The organism is Salmonella sp. A29-2, from assembly GCF_020150755.1.
In the GTDB taxonomy this organism is placed as follows: Bacteria; Pseudomonadota; Gammaproteobacteria; order Enterobacterales; family Enterobacteriaceae; genus Salmonella; species Salmonella enterica.
Window position 1 is genome coordinate 2225826 of record NZ_CP083731.1, and the last position, 17795, is coordinate 2243620.

Here is a 17795-nt window from a genome sequence, read left to right on the forward strand (position 1 = left end):
TTAGGTGTAAGGAGAACGCATGAGCGCGCTATTTCTGGCCATCCCGTTAACCATTTTTGTGTTGTTTGTGTTACCGATTTGGCTGTGGCTGCATTACAGCAACCGCGCCGGTCGGGGAGAACTGTCGCAAAGCGAGCAGCAACGCTTACTGCAACTCACAGACGATGCGCAACGTATGCGCGAGCGCATTCAGGCGCTGGAAGACATTCTTGATGCAGAGCATCCGAACTGGAGAGAGCGCTAATGGGTGGAATCAATCTGAATAAAAAACTATGGCGTATGCCGCAAAAGGGCATGGTGCGTGGCGTTTGCGCCGGGATCGCCGACTACCTTGATGTACCGGTAAAACTGGTGCGTATTCTGGTCGTGCTGTCGATTTTCTTTGGGCTGGCGTTTTTTACCGTAGTGGCCTATATCGTTCTGTCTTTTGTACTGGACCCTATGCCGGATAATCTGGCCGCAGGCAAACCGCAGCCGACCAGCGGCGAACTGCTGGATACCGTAGACAGAGAGCTTGCCGCAGGCGAAAAGCGTTTGCGAGAAATGGAACGCTACGTCACGTCAGATACGTTCACATTGCGTAGTCGTTTCCGTCAACTTTAAGTGATATATCGGGAAGGTGAAGATGAATACTCGCTGGCAACGCGCCGGGCAGAAGGTGAAACCCGGCTTCAAAATAGCAGGTAAGCTGGTTCTGTTGACCGCGTTACGCTACGGGCCTGCCGGCGTGGCGGGATGGGCGGTAAAATCCGTCGCCCGTCGTCCGCTAAAAATGTTGCTGGCATTTGCGCTGGAGCCAGTACTTCGTAAGGCGGCGAATAAAATTTCGCAGCGTTACAAATAGCGAGTCTGGTCATAATATTTCGTTAAGCTCTGGCGTATAGTGTGTGCGAAATACATTACGTGTCAGGACGGAAGTATGTTGAAAAAAGGAATATTTGCGTTAGCGTTATTCATAGCCATGCCGCTTTATGCCGCAGAATACTGGATAGATGTCCGCATTCCGGAACAATATCAGCGAGAGCATATTCAGGGCGCGATTAATATCCCATTGAAGGAGATTAAATCTCATATCGAAACGGTAGTTCCAGACAGGAACGATACGGTAAAGTTATATTGCAACTCCGGGCGACAGTCGGGCATGGCAAAACAAATGTTGCTTGATATGGGGTATACGCACGCGATGAATATGGGCGGCATCAGTCGTCTTGATATGCCGAAAGTAAAAAAATAGATAATCTATTGCTCAATACTCATACTAACCGCGGCGCTTAATGCGCCGTTGTTGATCTCTCCGAGTAGTTGATAATAACGTTTTTGCACATATCTATAACGCAGGCTCGTTATTATTTTTTCTTCTCTTCAGGCTCAACAGGATGTCAATGAAGCGACTTAAAACTGAACTCAACGCGCTGGTCAATCGTGGGGTAGACAGGCATTTGCGTCTTGCCGTAACCGGGTTGAGCCGCAGCGGTAAAACAGCGTTTATCACGGCGATGGTTAACCAGTTGCTTAATGTCCACGCGGGCGCGCGCTTACCGTTGCTCAGCGCGGTACGTGAAGAACGCCTGCTTGGTGTAAAGCGTGTGCCTCAACGTGATTTTGGTATTCCCCGTTTTACCTACGACGAGGGGATACTTCAGCTTTATGGCAATCCTCCCGCCTGGCCCACACCGACGCGCGGCGTCAGTGAGATTCGGCTGGCGTTGCGCTATCGCTCAAACGACTCGCTGCTGCGCCATTTTAAAGATACCTCGACATTGTATCTGGAGATTGTGGACTATCCAGGGGAATGGTTACTCGATCTGCCCATGCTGGCTCAGGATTATTTAAGTTGGTCCCGTCAGATGAACGGCTTGTTGCAAGGGCAACGCGCTGAGTGGGCCGCAAAATGGCGGCAACTTTGCGACGGGCTCGATCCGCTGGCGCCCGCCGATGAAAACCGGCTGGCGGAGATTGCCGCCGCCTGGACGGATTATTTGCATCAGTGTAAATCGCAGGGATTGCATTTTATTCAGCCTGGACGGTTTGTTTTGCCGGGCGATATGGCGGGTGCGCCAGCGTTGCAGTTTTTCCCGTGGCCGGATGTGGACGCCTTCGGCGAGTCAAAACTGGCGCAGGCGGATAAACAGACCAACGCTGGAATGCTGCGCGAACGCTTTAACTACTATTGCGAAAAAGTGGTCAAGGGGTTCTACAAAAATCATTTTCTACGCTTTGATCGTCAGATTGTGCTGGTCGACTGTCTGCAACCGCTTAATAGCGGGCCGCAGGCGTTTAATGATATGCGTCTCGCCTTAACGCAGTTGATGCAAAGTTTTCACTATGGCCAGCGGACTCTGTTTCGCCGCTTGTTTTCGCCGGTGATTGATAAATTGCTGTTCGCCGCGACGAAAGCCGACCATGTCACCCTCGACCAACATGCCAATATGGTGGCCTTGCTCCAGCAGCTTATTCAGGATGCCTGGCAAAATGCCGCGTTTGAAGGCATTAGTATGGATTGCCTGGGGCTGGCGTCGGTACAGGCGACCACCAGCGGCGTGATTGAGGTCAACGGCGAAAAAATCCCGGCCTTACGTGGAAACCGTTTGAGTGACGGCGCGCCGTTAACCGTGTACCCCGGCGAAGTGCCTTCGCGTTTGCCGGGGCAAGCGTTTTGGGATAGTCAGGGTTTTCAGTTCGAAGCTTTTCGTCCGCAGGTGATGGATGTTGATAAACCGTTACCGCATATTCGTCTGGACGCTGCGCTGGAGTTTTTAATAGGAGATAAGCTGCGATGAGCGAACCGTTAAAACCGCGTATTGATTTTGCAGAACCGCTAAAGGAGGAGCCTACGTCGGCCTTCAAAGCGCAGCAAACTTTCAGCGAAGCGGAGTCGCGTACATTTGCGCCTGCAGCTATCGATGAGCGCCCGGAAGACGAAGGCGTGGCAGAAGCGGCGGTCGATGCCGCGCTGCGTCCCAAACGCAGCCTGTGGCGTAAAATGGTGATGGGAGGGCTGGCGCTGTTTGGCGCGAGCGTGGTCGGGCAAGGCGTACAGTGGACAATGAATGCCTGGCAAACTCAGGACTGGGTCGCTTTAGGCGGCTGTGCCGCAGGCGCGCTGATCGTTGGCGCTGGCGTGGGATCGGTGGTCACGGAGTGGCGGCGATTATGGCGCTTGCGCCAGCGGGCACATGAACGCGATGAAGCGCGTGAACTGTTACATAGCCATAGCGTCGGGAAAGGTCGCGCATTTTGCGAAAAACTGGCGCAGCAGGCGGGGATTGATCAATCACATCCGGCATTACAACGTTGGTATGCCGCTATTCACGAAACGCAAAACGACAGGGAAATCGTCGGTTTGTATGCGCATCTGGTACAGCCGGTACTTGACGCGCAGGCGCGACGTGAGATTAGCCGTTTCGCCGCGGAATCGACTCTGATGATCGCCGTCAGCCCGTTAGCGTTGGTGGATATGGCGTTTATTGCCTGGCGTAATTTACGCCTGATTAACCGTATTGCAACGCTATATGGCATTGAACTAGGCTATTACAGCCGCCTTCGTCTGTTCCGTCTGGTGTTGCTGAATATCGCGTTCGCGGGAGCCAGTGAGCTGGTGCGTGAAGTCGGTATGGACTGGATGTCTCAGGATCTGGCCGCACGCTTGTCCACGCGCGCGGCGCAGGGGATTGGCGCAGGCCTCCTTACCGCTCGACTGGGAATAAAAGCGATGGAGCTATGTCGACCATTGCCGTGGATCGACAACGATAAACCACGTCTCGGTGATTTTCGTCGTCAGCTTATCGGTCAGCTAAAAGAGACGCTGCAAAAGAGTAAGTCGTCGCCTGAGAAATGACCTTCCACAGGGCGCTGATTGCCTGGCTTTACGCCGCAGCGCCCGTTTTTCCGCCATGCTGTCAATATTTGTTGACAGAATCCTTCCTGCCAGCCGAATAGTGGCTTATCATCTATTTAATGGTTCATTATTCAGGTGAAGGTTCCCATGCGTCTGGAAGTCTTTTGTGAAGACCGACTTGGTCTGACCCGCGAATTACTTGATTTACTGGTGTTACGTAGCATTGATTTACGCGGAATCGAGATTGATCCCATTGGGCGAATTTATCTTAATTTTGCTGAGCTGGAATTCACCGACTTCAGCAGCCTGATGGCCGAAATCCGCCGTATTTCCGGCGTAACGGATGTCCGTACCGTTCCCTGGATGCCGTCTGAACGTGAACATCTGGCCCTGAGCGCGCTGCTTGAGGCGTTGCCGGAGCCGGTGCTCTCATTGGATATGAAGAGTAAAGTGGAGATGGCGAACCCGGCGAGTTGTCAGCTTTTTGCCCAGAGCCAGGAGCGAATGCGGCACCATACCGCCGCACAATTAATCAACGGCTTCAATTTTCAGCGCTGGCTGGACGGTAACCCGCAAAGCTCCCATAACGAACATGTCGTGATCAATGGGCAAAACTTCCTGATGGAGATTACGCCGGTACATTTACAAAACGAAAATGACGAATACGTGTTGACCGGGGCGGTCGTGATGTTGCGTTCCACGATTCGTATGGGGCAGCAGCTACAGAATTTGTCCACGCAGGATCTGAGCGCGTTTAGTCAGATTATTGCCGTGAGCGCAAAGATGAAGCACGTCGTTGAGCAGGCGCGCAAACTGGCGATGCTCAGCGCGCCGCTGCTGATTACCGGCGATACGGGAACCGGCAAAGATCTTTTCGCCTATGCCTGTCATCAGGCAAGCCCTCGTTCAGCGAAGCCGTATCTGGCGCTCAACTGCGCTTCAATCCCGGAAGATGCGGTAGAAAGCGAACTATTTGGCCATGCGCCGGAAGGTAAAAAAGGCTTTTTTGAACAGGCGAATGGCGGTTCGGTGCTGCTGGATGAAATTGGCGAAATGTCGCCGCGTATGCAGGCGAAGCTGCTACGTTTTCTCAACGATGGTACGTTCCGTCGCGTCGGCGAAGATCACGAAATTCATGTTGATGTCCGCGTTATCTGCGCCACGCAGAAAAATCTGGTGGAGCTGGTGCAAAAAGGACTGTTCCGCGAAGATCTCTATTATCGACTTAACGTTCTGACGCTTAATTTGCCGCCGTTGCGCGATTGTCCGCAGGATATTATGCCGTTGACCGAACTGTTCGTGGCGCGTTTTGCCGACGAACAGGGCGTTCCGCGACCGAAACTGTCTGCCGATCTGAGTACGGTCCTCACTCGTTACGGCTGGCCGGGTAACGTTCGCCAGCTTAAAAATGCGATTTACCGGGCGCTGACGCAGCTGGAAGGGTATGAGCTGCGTCCGCAGGATATCCTGCTGCCTGACTACGATGCCGCGACGGTGGCAGTCGGCGAGGATGCGATGGAAGGCTCGCTGGATGACATTACCAGTCGTTTCGAACGTTCTGTACTGACCCAGCTTTATCGTAGCTATCCGAGTACGCGTAAACTGGCGAAACGGTTGGGGGTATCGCACACCGCGATTGCCAATAAGCTGCGTGAATATGGTCTGAGCCAGAAGAAGGGTGAAGAGTAGAAAAAAGAAGGCCTCCGGATAGAGGCCTTCTTGTGACAAAAGAGCACCGCCTGTAGCACTGACAAACGTAGCGCCAGCAGGCGCCGGCTTATGCCTTCAGGACATTAAGCGCGGCGTCGTAATCCGGCTCGTGGGTGATTTCATCCACCAACTGGCTGAAAATAACGTTGTCGTTTTCGTCAAGCACGATGACTGCGCGCGCCGCCAAACCTTTCAGCGGGCCGTCAACGATTTCGACGCCGTAGTTTTTCAGAAACTCGTTATTACGCAGAGTGGAAAGCGTAATAACGTTGCTCAGGCCTTCCGCGCCGCAAAAACGCGACTGTGCAAAAGGCAGGTCAGCAGAAACGCACAATACGACGGTATTCTCCACTTCTGTGGCCAGTTGATTAAACTTACGAACTGATGCGGCGCATACGCCAGTATCAATGCTTGGGAAAATATTCAGCACTTTGCGTTTGCCTGCATATTGGCTGAGGGAAATGTCAGACAAATCTTTTGCGACAAGAGTAAAAGTCTGTGCTTTGCTACCAGCCTGCGGAATAACGTTGGCAACGGTGACCGGGTTACCCTGGAAATGTACAGTCTGTGACATAATTATGTTCCTATTTACTTATAGTTAACGTCGAAATCCAGTTTAAGTCATTATTCATTAACACGGCAAATACTATTTGTAGCAAGCCGCGTCCGGCGCTATCAGAGGGGAAGAGATGATATCTGTTAAGGTATATGAGGAAACCTGGCCGTTGCATACGCCTTTCGTTATTGCGCGTGGTAGCCGAAGCGAAGCGCATGTTGTCGTTGTCGAACTGGAAGAAGAGGGCGTAAAAGGCATCGGGGAATGTACGCCATATCCACGTTATGGTGAAAGTGATGCCTCGGTCATGGCGCAAATCATGAGTATTGTGCCTCAGTTGGAAAACGGGCTGACTCGCGAAGCATTGCAGAAACTGTTGCCGGCAGGCGCGGCGCGCAACGCGGTGGATAGTGCCTTATGGGATTTGCAGGCCCGCCAGCGGCAGCAAAGCCTTGCCGGGCTGCTCGGCGTGACGCTGTCCCCGGTTTTTACTACCGCGCAAACGGTAGTGATAGGCACGCCGGAACAGATGGCAGCCAGTGCGGCGGCACTATGGGAAAAAGGGGCGACGTTGCTGAAAATCAAACTCGATGCTCGTCTGATTAGCGAACGTATGGTGGCGATCCGCTCGGCGGTGCCGGAGGCGACGCTCATTGTGGACGCCAATGAATCGTGGCGTCCGGAGGGGCTGGCGGCGCGTTGCCAGTTACTGGCGGATCTGAATGTCGCGATGCTGGAGCAACCGCTGCCCGCGCAGGATGACGCCGCCCTGGAAAATTTTATTCATCCGTTGCCCATCTGTGCAGATGAGAGCTGCCATACTCGCAGTAGTCTGAAAGCCCTGACGGGGCGCTACGATATGATCAACATTAAGCTGGATAAAACCGGCGGTCTGACCGAGGCGCTGGCGCTGGCAACGGAGGCGCGGGAGCAAGGATTCGGCCTGATGCTGGGCTGTATGCTCTGTACATCAAGAGCGATTAGCGCCGCGCTGCCGCTTATGCCGCAGGTGAGCTTCGCCGATCTTGATGGCCCAACATGGCTGGCGGTTGATGTTGAGCCCGCGCTACGCTTTACGACGGGTCAACTCCATCTTTAGGATGCCAGCGGAGCAGATTCGACATAGCCAGCAAGTATTTTTCGCTGGCTTCATCGGCAGAAACAGGGGGAAACTCGGCGGTAATGCAGTGCAGGTTGAGGTCGGCGCACCAGCTGCCAAACGAACCGGGCGTTTCGTAACCTACGCTGGTTACCAGCGGCAACGCAAACGCATCGGCCAGCCACTCGCCTAGCTCGCTGCGTCGTGGATCTTCAATGCAGGCTAGCGGATCGTGAAAAGAGACGACCCAGGCGGGTTGGAGTCGATGAATTAACTGGCAAAGCGCCTGGGTTTCCGGTTCTGAGCCGGGATGGTCGCCGGTTAGCAGCACGACATCACGCTCTTGCGCGCGGCTATTCCAGCGATAAACTGTCTCACCCGTTTTCCAGTTGGCGGCGGGAAAGTTACGGTTTAGATCAATGCCATTCGCATTTGCCCTTAACCCCAGTTGACAGCCATCAGGATTAACGGCAAGTACGACATGATGACGGCGAAGGGTTGGATTTAAGGTGCGTAACGCACAGGAGAGCGTCACCACGGATGAGGTTTCATCCCCGTGGGTGCCAGCCAGTATCAGACCGCTTTCGCGATCGGCGGCAGGCGCCGGAAACCAGATTAGCGGCGCGCCTAGTAGCGAACGTCCATAATGTTCAGTGCCTGGCGGAAATGCGCCGCGCTCGGCACGGGGGCGGGTGACAGTCATACGCGTTTCCCGAAGCTGAGACCAGTAGGGTAATCATCGTAGTGTTGTGTAAAACCCGCCGATTATCAAATGGTTTCTATTTACCCTCTTGTATGGCGCGATATCAACTTTCTGGCGGAAGATAATTGCATTTCTTTCTGCTGAAACAAATAATTACGTTGTTATTTAACTCATCTTTGAGGAACTTCTATGAGGCATTCTGTTTCAGTAACCTGTTGTGCGCTGTTGGTTAGCAGCTTTTCCCTGGCATATGCTGCGGATGTTCCCGGTGGAACGGTACTGGCAGAGAAACAAGAACTGGTGCGTCATATCAAAGATGAGCCCGCTTCGTTAGATCCAGCGAAAGCCGTTGGGCTGCCTGAAATTCAGGTGATCCGCGATCTGTTTGAAGGGCTGGTTAACCAGAACGAAAAGGGTGAAATTATCCCTGGCGTCGCCAGCCAGTGGAAGAGCAATGATAATCGTATCTGGACGTTTACGTTGCGGGATAATGCGCAATGGGCCGATGGAACGCCGGTGACCGCCCAGGATTTTGTCTATAGCTGGCAACGTCTCGTTGATCCAAAAACGCTTTCCCCCTTCGCCTGGTTTGCCGCTCTGGCTGGCATCACTAATGCGCAAGCCATTATCGACGGTAAAGCCACGCCGGATCAGCTTGGCGTCAGTGCCGTGGACGCGCACACTTTGCGTATTCAGCTTGACAAGCCGTTGCCCTGGTTTGCCAGTCTGACCGCCAGTTTTGCCTTTTATCCGGTCCAAAAAGCGAATGTTGAAAGCGGTAAAGACTGGATGAAGCCGGGAAAACTGATCGGCAATGGCGCGTATGTGCTTAAAGAGCGCGTGGTAAATGAAAAACTGGTGGTCGTGCCTAATACGCATTACTGGGATAACGCGAAAACGGTACTGCAAAAAGTGACATTTTTACCCATTAACCAGGAGTCGGCTGCGACGAAACGTTATCTTGCCGGTGATATTGATATCACCGAATCTTTCCCTAAAAATATGTACCAGAAATTATTAAAGGATATTCCAGGGCAAGTTTATACGCCGCCGCAATTAGGGACTTATTATTATGCGTTTAATACGCAGAAAGGGCCGACGGCGGATTCCCGCGTTCGTCTGGCGCTAAGTATGACCATTGATCGCCGTTTGATGGCGGAAAAAGTCTTAGGTACCGGTGAAAAACCGGCCTGGCATTTTACACCGGATGTCACGGCAGGATTTAAGCCCGATCCTTCACCGTTTGAACAAATGAGCCAGGAAGAACTTAACGCCCAGGCGAAAACATTGCTGCGTGCAGCAGGCTACGGATCGCAGAAGCCGCTTAAATTAACTCTGCTTTACAATACCTCAGAAAACCATCAGAAAATCGCGATTGCGGTGGCGTCAATGTGGAAGAAAAATCTGGGGGTGGATGTGAAATTGCAAAACCAGGAGTGGAAAACGTATATCGACAGCCGTAATACCGGTAATTTTGATGTTATTCGCGCCTCCTGGGTGGGTGATTACAACGAACCGTCGACTTTCTTATCCTTATTAACGTCCACGCATACGGGGAATATTTCACGCTTTACTAATCCGACTTATGACAAAATCCTGACGCAAGCGACGATGGAAAATACCGCCGAAGCGCGTAACGCGGATTACAATGCAGCGGAGAAAATTTTAACGGAACAAGCGCCTATAGCGCCTATTTATCAGTATACCAATGGCCGGTTAATTAAACCGTGGGTAAAGGGATACCCCATTACTAACCCGGAAGATGTGGCCTATAGCCGTACAATGTATATCGTGAAGCACTGATGCGTACTGGTTACCTTTTGATGAAAGGTAACCACTGCCAAACTCAGAACTGGCGCGGCTTGCAGCGCCAGTTTCTTCTTCTGACCATCTCCTGCTAAAGTTGAAACTGTACTTTCCTGACAGTATTACTGGCGTATTCAAGGAAAAACGGTTGCACTAAATTACGGATAGTACCATCCATTTCCCCTAAAATGGCGGTAGCTTAGAGCAGAGATACCGTTATTTATTCGGCAGGTTGTCGTACACATCCAGTGCGCGTGCTGTGTAGGTGAGGGCTGCCCCAGTGTTCATTTTTATAGCCACGGACAATGCTTCAGAAATCTCTTCCCGGGTTGCGCCATGTTTCACGGCCGCATCGACGTGCACTGCCAGACAACCATCGCAACGGGTAGTAACCGCCACGGCCAGCGCAATCAATTCCTGTGTTTTGGGATCCAGATGCCCATTTTCTAAAGTCCCCTTGTCCATTTGCTGAAAGCCTTTCATGAACTCCGGCTGCAATGTGGCAAATTTACCAATGGCAGCCAGCAGGCCACTACGATACTCATTCCAGTTTGAAAGCATATCTGTTCCTGTTTTATATTAGAGGATTGTGTATTCAGATCACATAATAAATGCGAATATCTGGTGCCTGGTTCAGAAAAGGCTTCAATTCTTCCACAACGTCTTTTGTAAATAATTCACTGGTAAGATACGCCTGCGCTTGAGCAGTAGTTTCAAAGCCATGTAAAACTTGCACGTCTTCATCCCGAATAAGCAATTCTTTTGAGGTCGCTCCGGCAATGGTATTTAAAAATGGCGCTTTATATTTTTGATAAACATTTGCTGCGGCAGGGCGGTTATGGTTGCTGATATTCAGGGTGATTTGTAAGTAAGCCATAGTATTCTCCTTCAAAAGAGACCGAGATAAGCAAAGTATTCACAGTCATTGACGAATGACAGTAGGGGAATTATCAACATGACCGTCTGATCTAACAAATCACATATTCTTGTGTGGCGGAGAAGATTTTCTATGTTGCGTATTGTCCTGACGAGGACTTAATTCATCTGGGTGAGTCTGGAATATGGAGGCCTCATTAGAATATTTGTTTTGAATAAAGCCCTCTGTATAGGCAATATTAGCGGTGGAGAGGTAGGTTTTTAGTATTGATTGATAACATGGTTTGCCACTTTGCCAGTGTTAAACTCGCCAGTTTTCCCAAAGCCAGATAAAAAGGATGTCCGGCATTCTCAATGAACACCCCGAGGAAACGGGATGACCATGGGAACAGATGCCATGCCAGTAACTGTTCACATTCGCTGTGTCGACGCTGCTCTGCAAGCCAGGCCGCCATCAGTAATAAAGAACCAAAGTGATCTTCTGGCTCATTTTGCTGCATCTCGAACTGAATACTGTTCTCCCGCATCCACTGGCGCAGCGCCAGTGTGGATTCACCAAATAAAACGTTCTCACGATCCAGCCAGACGGAGCCCCATGGCGGTGACGGTAAGGCATAAGGCCCGATAAATAAACGCTGAAAGGACTCAGTAAGAGAGTCATCGCCGCCATCTTTAAACATTCTTGCCAGTTGAGGCAACTCCTCCGACGGCAGCGGCCATTGTGTTTGCCATTCATCAGATGTGAATGCTGAAACCAGCGGAGAGGCTTCAGCACTCTCTGGCGCAAAGTAAAAGAGGGCGCCCAGTACGCGTGCCGTCATGGAAAAATTGTCACATTGTGTGAAATCAGTCATAAAACCATTCCGTAAAGTGCGGGTTCCCCCGCACTAATTTGTTAACCTGCCACTGCCATACCGACAGTCATATGTAGCCCATAAAACAGGCCGCGGCCTAAAATTTCGCCGCCAAGCACCAGGATAAGACCCAGTAGTAACCCAACAATATGTGGCTCTTTGCGACGTACCAATGGGCAGATCCAGCAGCCCAGGCCGATGACAAGAAGTGCCACACGGCAGACCTGCAATACAGCATAATCCGGTATCAGACTGCTGGCCTGCTGTACTGAGCTATGAATGCTGGCCAGAGCCATACCCTGTAACGCGATGACAGCAATACAGACCAATAGAGCAAGTAAGCTGATGCTGGAAAATATCGTGCTGTTAAAGGGGACTCTGGATGCCTGGAACAGGAGTGCGGCAAACAGTGGGCCGCCGAGGAATGCAGTCAGAAAAAAGGCGAGAGTCGTATAGCCAGTATACCAGGTGGGGACGGTTTCAATCTGATAAACGCGGGTCATCGCCAGGATGAAGATGATACCGAGCACCATACTGATCAGCAGCCAGAGTTTACCAAGCGTTTCTGGCATTTTCCCCAGAACGGCCACCAGCCACCAGAAACCGCCGACAGCGAAAAAGATCGACCCTGCGGCAATTTCATTACTTAATCCGGACGCGCCGACGCGGTTGAGCGAGTTGAACGCCCGCATGGGTGAACCCAGATGCATGATTGACGCCAGAAAGCCCAGCCCCATCACCACCCAAAGAAAAAACATACCGCGTACAATACGCTGCCTGGCGGGCAGATCGTTTTTTTCCGCCAGCCAACCAAGTCCGCTGACAACCAGCGCACCCGCGACACACTGTCCCAGTACCGTAAACAGTACCAGCGGCCATTCATGCCATCCATTTCCCATTTTACACCTCCTTCGGATTGGCCAGATAGCCAGTGGTATCGCCACACGGACGTGCATTGGCATTGGGTTTAATCACTATGCTCGGTTTGGTGAAGTGCGCACCCGGCAATGGCGCTACCGCCGCCAGATCGCCATGTTTTTTGCGCAGCTCGTCGATAGGACCAAAGTCCAGCGCTCGCAGCGGACAGGATTCGACGCAGATAGGTTTTTTGCCTTCCGCCACCCGGTCGTAACAGCCGTCGCACTTGGTCATATGACCTTTGGCGGCGTTGTACTGTGGCGCGCCATATGGACAGGCCATATGGCAATAGCGACAGCCAATACAGACCTCCTCATTCACCACGACAAAACCATCTTCCCTTTTATGCATTGCTCCGCTCGGACAGACTTTGGTACATGCCGGGTCGGCACAATGGTTGCACGAAATGGAGAGATAATAGGCAAAGACATTCTGATGCCAGACGCCGTTATTCTCCTGCCAGTCACCACCCGCATACTCATAAATGCGGCGGAAGCTGACATCCGGGGTCAAATCTTTGTAGTCTTTGCAGGCCAGTTCGCAGGTTTTACAACCGGTGCAACGGCTGGAATCAATAAAAAATCCATACTGGGTTGTCATCGGTTACTCCTTATACCTTTTCGACCTGAACGAGATTACTGTGCGAAGGATTAGCTTTTGCCAGCGGTGAAGTGCGATGTGTTGTCAGAATGTTAATTGAGCCACCGTGGTCGACTTTGTCACCAAACATATCGGCATGCAGCCACATTCCCTCGCCCATAGCAGTAACGCCAGGCATGATACGAGGTGTGACTTTTGCGGGAATCAATGTCTGGCCATACTGATTAAATACCCGAACGGTGTCTCCGTTTTTGATTCCGCGATCCCGGGCATCAATAGGGTTTATCCAAATCTCCTGTCGGCAGGCCTGTTTCAGAACATCAATATTGCCGTAGCTGGAATGCACGCGGCCTTTAAAGTGGAACCCGGTCATTTGCAATGGATACTCGCGACGGGCTGGATCTTCCCAGCCATTAAAGCCTGGAGTGTAAATGGGTAAAGGATCGATGACTTCATCAGGCTTCAGTTCCCATGTTTTTGCGATATTGGCCAGTCGTTCAGAATAGATTTCTATTTTTCCCGATGGTGTTTTAAGGGGATTGGAGATAGGGTCTTTGCGAAAATCCTTATATGCGACAACATGCTCATCCGGACATTTAAGTTTATAAATACCTGCCGTTTTCATCTCTTCATAATCCGGCATATCGGGATGACGTTCTTTCGTTTTGGCGCAAAGATATTGAACCCATTCATGTTGTGTACGGCCTTCGGTAAAAGTCTGGTAAACATCAGGTCCAAGGCGTTTTGCTATTTCACTCATTGTCCAGTAAATAGGCTTGCGTTCAAATTTTGGCGATGTTGATGGTTGTCCCAGAATAACATATGCCATATTCCCGGCCTCTTCATGCGGGATAAGATCTTCCTGCTCAGTAGGCATCAGGTCAGGGAGTAAAATATCGCTATATTTTGCTGAGGCAGTCATGAAATGGTCAATGCAGACAATCATTTCGCACTTATTTTCATCCTGCAAAATTTCATGTGTGCGACTAATATTGCTGTTCTGATTTATCAGCGTGTTGCTGGCGTAGCACCACATGAATTTTATTGGCACATCTAGTTTGTCTTTACCTCGTACGCCATCACGAGTAGAGGTCATTTCAGTTCCGCGCTCAATAGCTTCGGTCCAGGTAAAGGAGGATATTTCAGTTTTAACAGGATTTTTTAGAGGGGAAAACATTTCAACACCGAGATCAAAGGTGCCTTCTCGATCGCCAGAGTTGCCGCCAGAAATACCGACATTGCCGGTCAAAATGGCGAGCATTGCAATGGCTCTTGACGTTTGTTCTCCGTTTGATTGACGCTGTGGCCCCCATCCCTGGCAAATATAGGCTGGTTTCGCCTGGCCGATCTCACGCGCCAGCTTAATAATTTTGTCTGCCGGAATACCTGTGATTTGAGCTGCCCACTCAGGTGTTTTTGCTATACCATCCGGACCGTCGCCGAGTATATAAGCTTTATAATGACCATTTTTTGGTGCGCTTGCTGGTAACGTAACCTCGTCATAGCCTACACAATATTTATCAAGAAAGGGTTTATCTACCATATCTTCGGTGATGAGAACCCAGGCAAGTGCTGCAGCTAAGGCGGCGTCCGTTCCAGGACGAATAGGTAACCATTCATCTTCTCGTCCGGCTGCGGTGTCGTTGTAGCGAGGATCGATAACGATCATCCGCGCATTGGAGCGTTCGCGCGCTTGTTCAACATAATAGGTAACACCACCGCCGCTCATACGTGTTTCGGCTGGATTGTTTCCGAACATTACAACCAATTTAGTATTAGCGATATCATCCGGGCTGTTTCCGCTTCTGCCACCATAGAGATAATTCATGCCCGCTGTGATTTGTGCAGTACTATAGGTACCGTAACGACCTAAAAAGCCACCGCAGGAATTCATCAGGCGGAAGGGCATTGATGATTTAGTAATATTTCCGCCAGCGACACCTGTGGCGTAAATAACATGTACTGCTTCATTGCCATAGTTTGCAATAATTCGTTTCAGATTATCCGCGATAGTATCCAGTGCTTCATCCCAGGATATCCGCTCAAATTTACCTTCACCACGCTTACCAACGCGTTTCATGGGATATTTCAATCGATCAGGATGATTCATACGACGACGAATGGAGCGTCCACGAAGGCAGGCCCGGACCTGATGGTTTCCGTACTCATCGTTGCCTGTGGTATCAGATTCTACCCAATAAACAGAATCATCTTTTACATGCAATCGAAGCAGGCAGCGACTTCCACAGTTTACTGTGCAGGAACTCCAGACGGCCTTATCTTCGACGATAGCGGTTTTGTTCGCGGCTTGACTTGTGAAACTGAATGGTAATGATAATCCTCCCACTGCGGCCATTAGTCCTGTTGTTGCCCCAGCCTGAATTAGCTTTCTCCGGGAGACAGGAACTTCGATTAACCGTTCTTCCTCGCAACGATCCATTACGTTCACCTGTTATTATGACATTGTTTAAAAAGCATACAAAAATAGCCAGTGTTAAAATATGAATATTCATTTTTGTGTAATAATGAATGATATTAATTAACATTAGGCTGGCTTTTATATAATATATATGAGTTAAGGGCGAAGAAAGTTTGAGCTATTTACCTGACGGGTAAAATTCAAATTTTTCTCTATTCGGAAAACGAACCCTTTACTTCATTGTGGGTATTATCGAAGTGGATAATGGCACGGGCAAGGGAGATAAACTTTAGTTGCAGTAAAGATTTTCTATCTTAAGTGTATGAAAAATAGCCTTTGATGGCTTTAGTCACTAAAATTAAAAGGATGACCTCCTGAAATTCAGGAGGTTGGGCTATTTTTAATCAAAATATCATTAATTAACCAGTCATGAAAAACTTTTACTTCAGGACGCATCACTGCTTTTTGTGGTGTAACAATGTAATAGGACCATGTTAGCGGCCAGCGTATATTTGGATGAAGTTGTATCAGTTGTCCTGTGGCAATTAACTGTTCAACCAGCGCACGGCGGACAATTGCCACACCCTGGCCGCTAAGCGTAGCCATAATAACCGCTGAGGTAGAGTTAATATGCAATCCTGTATAACGCGTAGCTGGAGCTTGCGTTGCGGCTAAGACTTCTTCCCATGAAGGAAAATTTGCACCAGGGTGCAGGGTATCATCATGGATGAGTTTTTGTTCTGCCAGCCATTCGCCGCACGTAATTTTCTCAGGCGGTACAATGCGTGGGCTGCATACCAGAACAGCTTCCTCATCCATTAACCATGTCTTATTTACCCCCGACCAGTCTCCTTTGCCACAACGAACACCAATATCTGCCTCTCCGTGAGCCACATCCATGAGTTTTTCCGTCACATTCAGGCGTAGCTCGATATTTTGATGCGTTTCGGAAAAACGATTTAATTTTTCCATTAACCAGTTCATCACCAGAACTTGTGAGGCCGTGAGAATGACGACGGATCGAGCCTGACGACCGCGCAGTTTATTAAGTCCTGACTCAAGGCTATCGAGCCCTTGAGTGATCTCTTTTAGCGCATCCTGAGCCTCAGTCACGAGCGTGAGCCTTTCTTTACCAGAACGTGTACGGTGTAAAAGGGGGTGGCCTACCCAGTCTTCAAGTGCCCGAACCAGTTGTCCTACGGCTGCCGGGGTGACGCCTAGCTCTTTGGCTGCACCTGTGAAGCTACCATGACGCGCAGTTGCTTCAAAAGCGTGCAGCCATTTCAAGCGATTAAGCGAACGCATTTTATTCTCCATCTCATACAATGGAACTAGTATACGTGATCGAGATAGATTTTCTTCCTCAATTTTCAATGTAAATACTCATGCGGAACCGGATAAACGTTGTTTTGCTTATCTTGAATAAGATAATAAGCTGATGATTTATTTCTTTGTTTATGATGATTTTTTCTGGCATCAGTGATGCCGATACAAAAATCTCTTTAGCGTGTTTTTTTTGCTCCGTCAAGGAATTTATTCTATTTGATGTTGAAATATTTTTTCATTGGTGTTCATTCATTAACAGTGACAGTATATTTAATGTAATAATTTTATATTTTAGGCGATATTATGGAATGGACTTCACTGAATATAGCGCACCATATCACCGCTCCGAATCCGTTAGCCATACGGAAAGAATTTATACCTGCAGCTCATTGTTTTCCTGAGCATAAGCATAAATGGCATCAGGTCGTTTATGCAACAGCAGGTGATTTAATGGTTAAAACAATTGAACAATCATTTTTGATTTCGCCGAAATTACAGGCTGTCTGGTTGCCTGCGGGAACTCAACATCAGGTCGGCTCATCACAAGGGGCTTATTTTAATAGCTTATGGATAGCTAACGATGCTCATAATCAATTTGACATGTCGGAACCTACCATTTTTGATGTTTCCCCATTCCTTAAGGCGCTTATCTTAGAAATATCAGACAGAAGAATAAATGATGAAGTTTATATAGAGAAACTAATACAGTTAATTTTATACCATCTGGGAAATGTTCGTAGCGCTCAATTTATTTTACCCTGGCCTCAAAATCGATCATTGGTAAAAATATGTGAATCATTATGCGAAAACCCGTCGGATACACGATCACAGGAAGAATGGTGCCATGAACTGGGAATGTCGGGGCGTACATTATCAAGACGTTTTACTATCGAAACAGGAATGAGTTTACGTTCCTGGAAAAAACGCCTGCGATTAATGAAAGCTATTGAGTTACTCGACTGTGGTAAAGGAGTAACAGAAATAGCTATAGACTTAGGATATAGCTCGAGTTCTGCATTTGTTTATGCATTTCATCTTACTATGGGACATGCTCCTCTGGATTATATGAAGAGAAGGTATTAGTTTTATT

19 protein-coding genes are annotated in these 17795 nt (G+C 49.5%); 10 read left to right on the plus strand and 9 right to left on the minus strand.

Annotation, left to right across the window (positions count from 1 at the left end):
- Positions 1-19: 19 nt before the first annotated feature.
- The 7 genes from pspB (at position 20) to tyrR (ending at position 5527) form a co-directional block, all read left to right on the plus strand.
- Positions 20-244 (plus strand): envelope stress response membrane protein PspB, encoded by a 225-nt coding sequence (pspB, locus tag K8W53_RS10890; protein ID WP_001274953.1) that lies wholly within the window; start codon positions 20-22, stop codon positions 242-244.
- Entirely contained in the window at positions 244-603 is a 360-nt protein-coding gene (gene pspC, locus K8W53_RS10895; RefSeq protein ID WP_000508938.1) for an envelope stress response membrane protein PspC, read from the plus strand. The genes pspB and pspC overlap by 1 nt, the downstream gene beginning before the upstream one ends.
- A 22-nt stretch (positions 604-625) precedes the next feature.
- Positions 626-844, plus strand: coding sequence for a phage shock protein PspD (gene pspD, locus K8W53_RS10900; RefSeq protein WP_001097607.1), 219 nt, complete (start codon positions 626-628; stop codon positions 842-844).
- Between the two features lie 75 nt (positions 845-919).
- Positions 920-1234 carry a thiosulfate sulfurtransferase PspE gene (pspE, locus tag K8W53_RS10905; RefSeq protein WP_000913428.1) on the plus strand — a complete coding sequence of 105 codons (315 nt, stop codon included), beginning with the start codon at positions 920-922 and terminating at the stop codon, positions 1232-1234.
- Between the two features lie 148 nt (positions 1235-1382).
- On the plus strand, positions 1383-2780 hold the full coding sequence (locus K8W53_RS10910) for a YcjX family protein (RefSeq protein ID WP_000825860.1): 1398 nt from the start codon (positions 1383-1385) through the stop codon (positions 2778-2780).
- Complete coding sequence (locus K8W53_RS10915) at positions 2777-3838, plus strand: TIGR01620 family protein (protein WP_001294472.1); 1062 nt, start codon at positions 2777-2779, stop codon at positions 3836-3838. The genes K8W53_RS10910 and K8W53_RS10915 overlap by 4 nt, the downstream gene beginning before the upstream one ends.
- Before the next feature lie 147 nt (positions 3839-3985).
- Positions 3986-5527 (plus strand): transcriptional regulator TyrR, encoded by a 1542-nt coding sequence (tyrR, locus tag K8W53_RS10920; RefSeq protein ID WP_001235493.1) that lies wholly within the window; start codon positions 3986-3988, stop codon positions 5525-5527.
- 88 nt (positions 5528-5615) lie between these two features.
- On the opposite strand, the gene tpx is transcribed toward tyrR, so the two are convergent.
- Entirely contained in the window at positions 5616-6122 is a 507-nt protein-coding gene (gene tpx / locus K8W53_RS10925; RefSeq protein ID WP_023225063.1) for a thiol peroxidase, read from the minus strand.
- Between the two features lie 115 nt (positions 6123-6237).
- Between tpx and ycjG the strand changes: the two genes are divergently transcribed.
- Positions 6238-7203, plus strand: coding sequence for an L-Ala-D/L-Glu epimerase (gene ycjG, locus K8W53_RS10930; RefSeq protein WP_023225062.1), 966 nt, complete (start codon positions 6238-6240; stop codon positions 7201-7203).
- Here the strand turns inward: ycjG and mpaA are convergent.
- Positions 7178-7906, minus strand: a complete 729-nt coding sequence (mpaA, locus tag K8W53_RS10935; protein WP_052939392.1) for a murein tripeptide amidase MpaA — start codon at positions 7904-7906, stop codon at positions 7178-7180. The genes ycjG and mpaA overlap by 26 nt on opposite strands.
- 189 nt (positions 7907-8095) lie before the next feature.
- On the opposite strand from mpaA, the gene K8W53_RS10940 reads away from it, so the two are divergent.
- Positions 8096-9709 carry a peptide ABC transporter substrate-binding protein gene (locus K8W53_RS10940; RefSeq protein ID WP_023220555.1) on the plus strand — a complete coding sequence of 538 codons (1614 nt, stop codon included), beginning with the start codon at positions 8096-8098 and terminating at the stop codon, positions 9707-9709.
- A gap of 219 nt (positions 9710-9928) precedes the next feature.
- Here the strand turns inward: K8W53_RS10940 and K8W53_RS10945 are convergent, their stop codons facing one another.
- The 7 genes from K8W53_RS10945 to K8W53_RS10975 all read right to left on the minus strand — a co-directional run bounded on the left by K8W53_RS10945 (position 9929) and on the right by K8W53_RS10975 (position 16684).
- On the minus strand, positions 9929-10273 hold the full coding sequence (locus K8W53_RS10945; protein ID WP_000950636.1) for a carboxymuconolactone decarboxylase family protein: 345 nt from the start codon (positions 10271-10273) through the stop codon (positions 9929-9931).
- A 34-nt stretch (positions 10274-10307) separates the two neighbouring features.
- Positions 10308-10589: a hypothetical protein gene (locus tag K8W53_RS10950; protein WP_000323820.1), complete on the minus strand. Its 282-nt coding sequence runs from the start codon at positions 10587-10589 to the stop codon at positions 10308-10310.
- A gap of 238 nt (positions 10590-10827) precedes the next feature.
- Positions 10828-11442 carry a Tat proofreading chaperone DmsD gene (gene dmsD, locus K8W53_RS10955; protein WP_000129294.1) on the minus strand — a complete coding sequence of 205 codons (615 nt, stop codon included), beginning with the start codon at positions 11440-11442 and terminating at the stop codon, positions 10828-10830.
- Positions 11443-11483: 41 nt separating this feature from the next.
- Complete coding sequence (locus K8W53_RS10960) at positions 11484-12341, minus strand: dimethyl sulfoxide reductase anchor subunit family protein (protein ID WP_023223815.1); 858 nt, start codon at positions 12339-12341, stop codon at positions 11484-11486.
- Between the two features lies 1 nt (position 12342).
- Complete coding sequence (locus tag K8W53_RS10965; protein WP_023182218.1) at positions 12343-12960, minus strand: DMSO/selenate family reductase complex B subunit; 618 nt, start codon at positions 12958-12960, stop codon at positions 12343-12345.
- A 10-nt stretch (positions 12961-12970) separates the two neighbouring features.
- Positions 12971-15400, minus strand: coding sequence for a DMSO/selenate family reductase complex A subunit (locus K8W53_RS10970; RefSeq protein WP_024145055.1), 2430 nt, complete (start codon positions 15398-15400; stop codon positions 12971-12973).
- A gap of 360 nt (positions 15401-15760) precedes the next feature.
- Positions 15761-16684, minus strand: coding sequence for a LysR substrate-binding domain-containing protein (locus K8W53_RS10975; protein ID WP_001257182.1), 924 nt, complete (start codon positions 16682-16684; stop codon positions 15761-15763).
- Positions 16685-17008: 324 nt separating this feature from the next.
- Between K8W53_RS10975 and K8W53_RS10980 the strand changes: the two genes are divergently transcribed.
- A complete protein-coding gene (locus tag K8W53_RS10980; RefSeq protein ID WP_001649234.1) occupies positions 17009-17788 on the plus strand; it encodes an AraC family transcriptional regulator in 780 nt (259 codons plus the stop codon).
- The last annotated feature ends 7 nt before the right edge of the window (positions 17789-17795 follow it).

What these genes read in the sequence shown, in the direction of transcription:
- tyrR (WP_001235493.1), top strand. Translation starts at nt 3,986, where the DNA reads ATGCGTCTGGAAGTCTTTTGTGAAGACCGACTTGGTCTGACCCGCGAA.
- ycjG (WP_023225062.1), top strand. Translation starts at nt 6,238, where the DNA reads ATGATATCTGTTAAGGTATATGAGGAAACCTGGCCGTTGCATACGCCT.
- K8W53_RS10965 (WP_023182218.1), bottom strand. Translation starts at nt 12,960, where the DNA reads ATGACAACCCAGTATGGATTTTTTATTGATTCCAGCCGTTGCACCGGT.
- K8W53_RS10945 (WP_000950636.1), bottom strand. Translation starts at nt 10,273, where the DNA reads ATGCTTTCAAACTGGAATGAGTATCGTAGTGGCCTGCTGGCTGCCATT.
- K8W53_RS10970 (WP_024145055.1), bottom strand. Translation starts at nt 15,400, where the DNA reads ATGGATCGTTGCGAGGAAGAACGGTTAATCGAAGTTCCTGTCTCCCGG.
- K8W53_RS10980 (WP_001649234.1), top strand. Translation starts at nt 17,009, where the DNA reads ATGGAATGGACTTCACTGAATATAGCGCACCATATCACCGCTCCGAAT.
- pspB (WP_001274953.1), top strand. Translation starts at nt 20, where the DNA reads ATGAGCGCGCTATTTCTGGCCATCCCGTTAACCATTTTTGTGTTGTTT.
- dmsD (WP_000129294.1), bottom strand. Translation starts at nt 11,442, where the DNA reads ATGACTGATTTCACACAATGTGACAATTTTTCCATGACGGCACGCGTA.
- mpaA (WP_052939392.1), bottom strand. Translation starts at nt 7,906, where the DNA reads ATGACTGTCACCCGCCCCCGTGCCGAGCGCGGCGCATTTCCGCCAGGC.
- pspC (WP_000508938.1), top strand. Translation starts at nt 244, where the DNA reads ATGGGTGGAATCAATCTGAATAAAAAACTATGGCGTATGCCGCAAAAG.
- K8W53_RS10975 (WP_001257182.1), bottom strand. Translation starts at nt 16,684, where the DNA reads ATGCGTTCGCTTAATCGCTTGAAATGGCTGCACGCTTTTGAAGCAACT.
- K8W53_RS10960 (WP_023223815.1), bottom strand. Translation starts at nt 12,341, where the DNA reads ATGGGAAATGGATGGCATGAATGGCCGCTGGTACTGTTTACGGTACTG.
- pspD (WP_001097607.1), top strand. Translation starts at nt 626, where the DNA reads ATGAATACTCGCTGGCAACGCGCCGGGCAGAAGGTGAAACCCGGCTTC.
- K8W53_RS10915 (WP_001294472.1), top strand. Translation starts at nt 2,777, where the DNA reads ATGAGCGAACCGTTAAAACCGCGTATTGATTTTGCAGAACCGCTAAAG.
- tpx (WP_023225063.1), bottom strand. Translation starts at nt 6,122, where the DNA reads ATGTCACAGACTGTACATTTCCAGGGTAACCCGGTCACCGTTGCCAAC.
- pspE (WP_000913428.1), top strand. Translation starts at nt 920, where the DNA reads ATGTTGAAAAAAGGAATATTTGCGTTAGCGTTATTCATAGCCATGCCG.
- K8W53_RS10910 (WP_000825860.1), top strand. Translation starts at nt 1,383, where the DNA reads ATGAAGCGACTTAAAACTGAACTCAACGCGCTGGTCAATCGTGGGGTA.
- K8W53_RS10940 (WP_023220555.1), top strand. Translation starts at nt 8,096, where the DNA reads ATGAGGCATTCTGTTTCAGTAACCTGTTGTGCGCTGTTGGTTAGCAGC.
- K8W53_RS10950 (WP_000323820.1), bottom strand. Translation starts at nt 10,589, where the DNA reads ATGGCTTACTTACAAATCACCCTGAATATCAGCAACCATAACCGCCCT.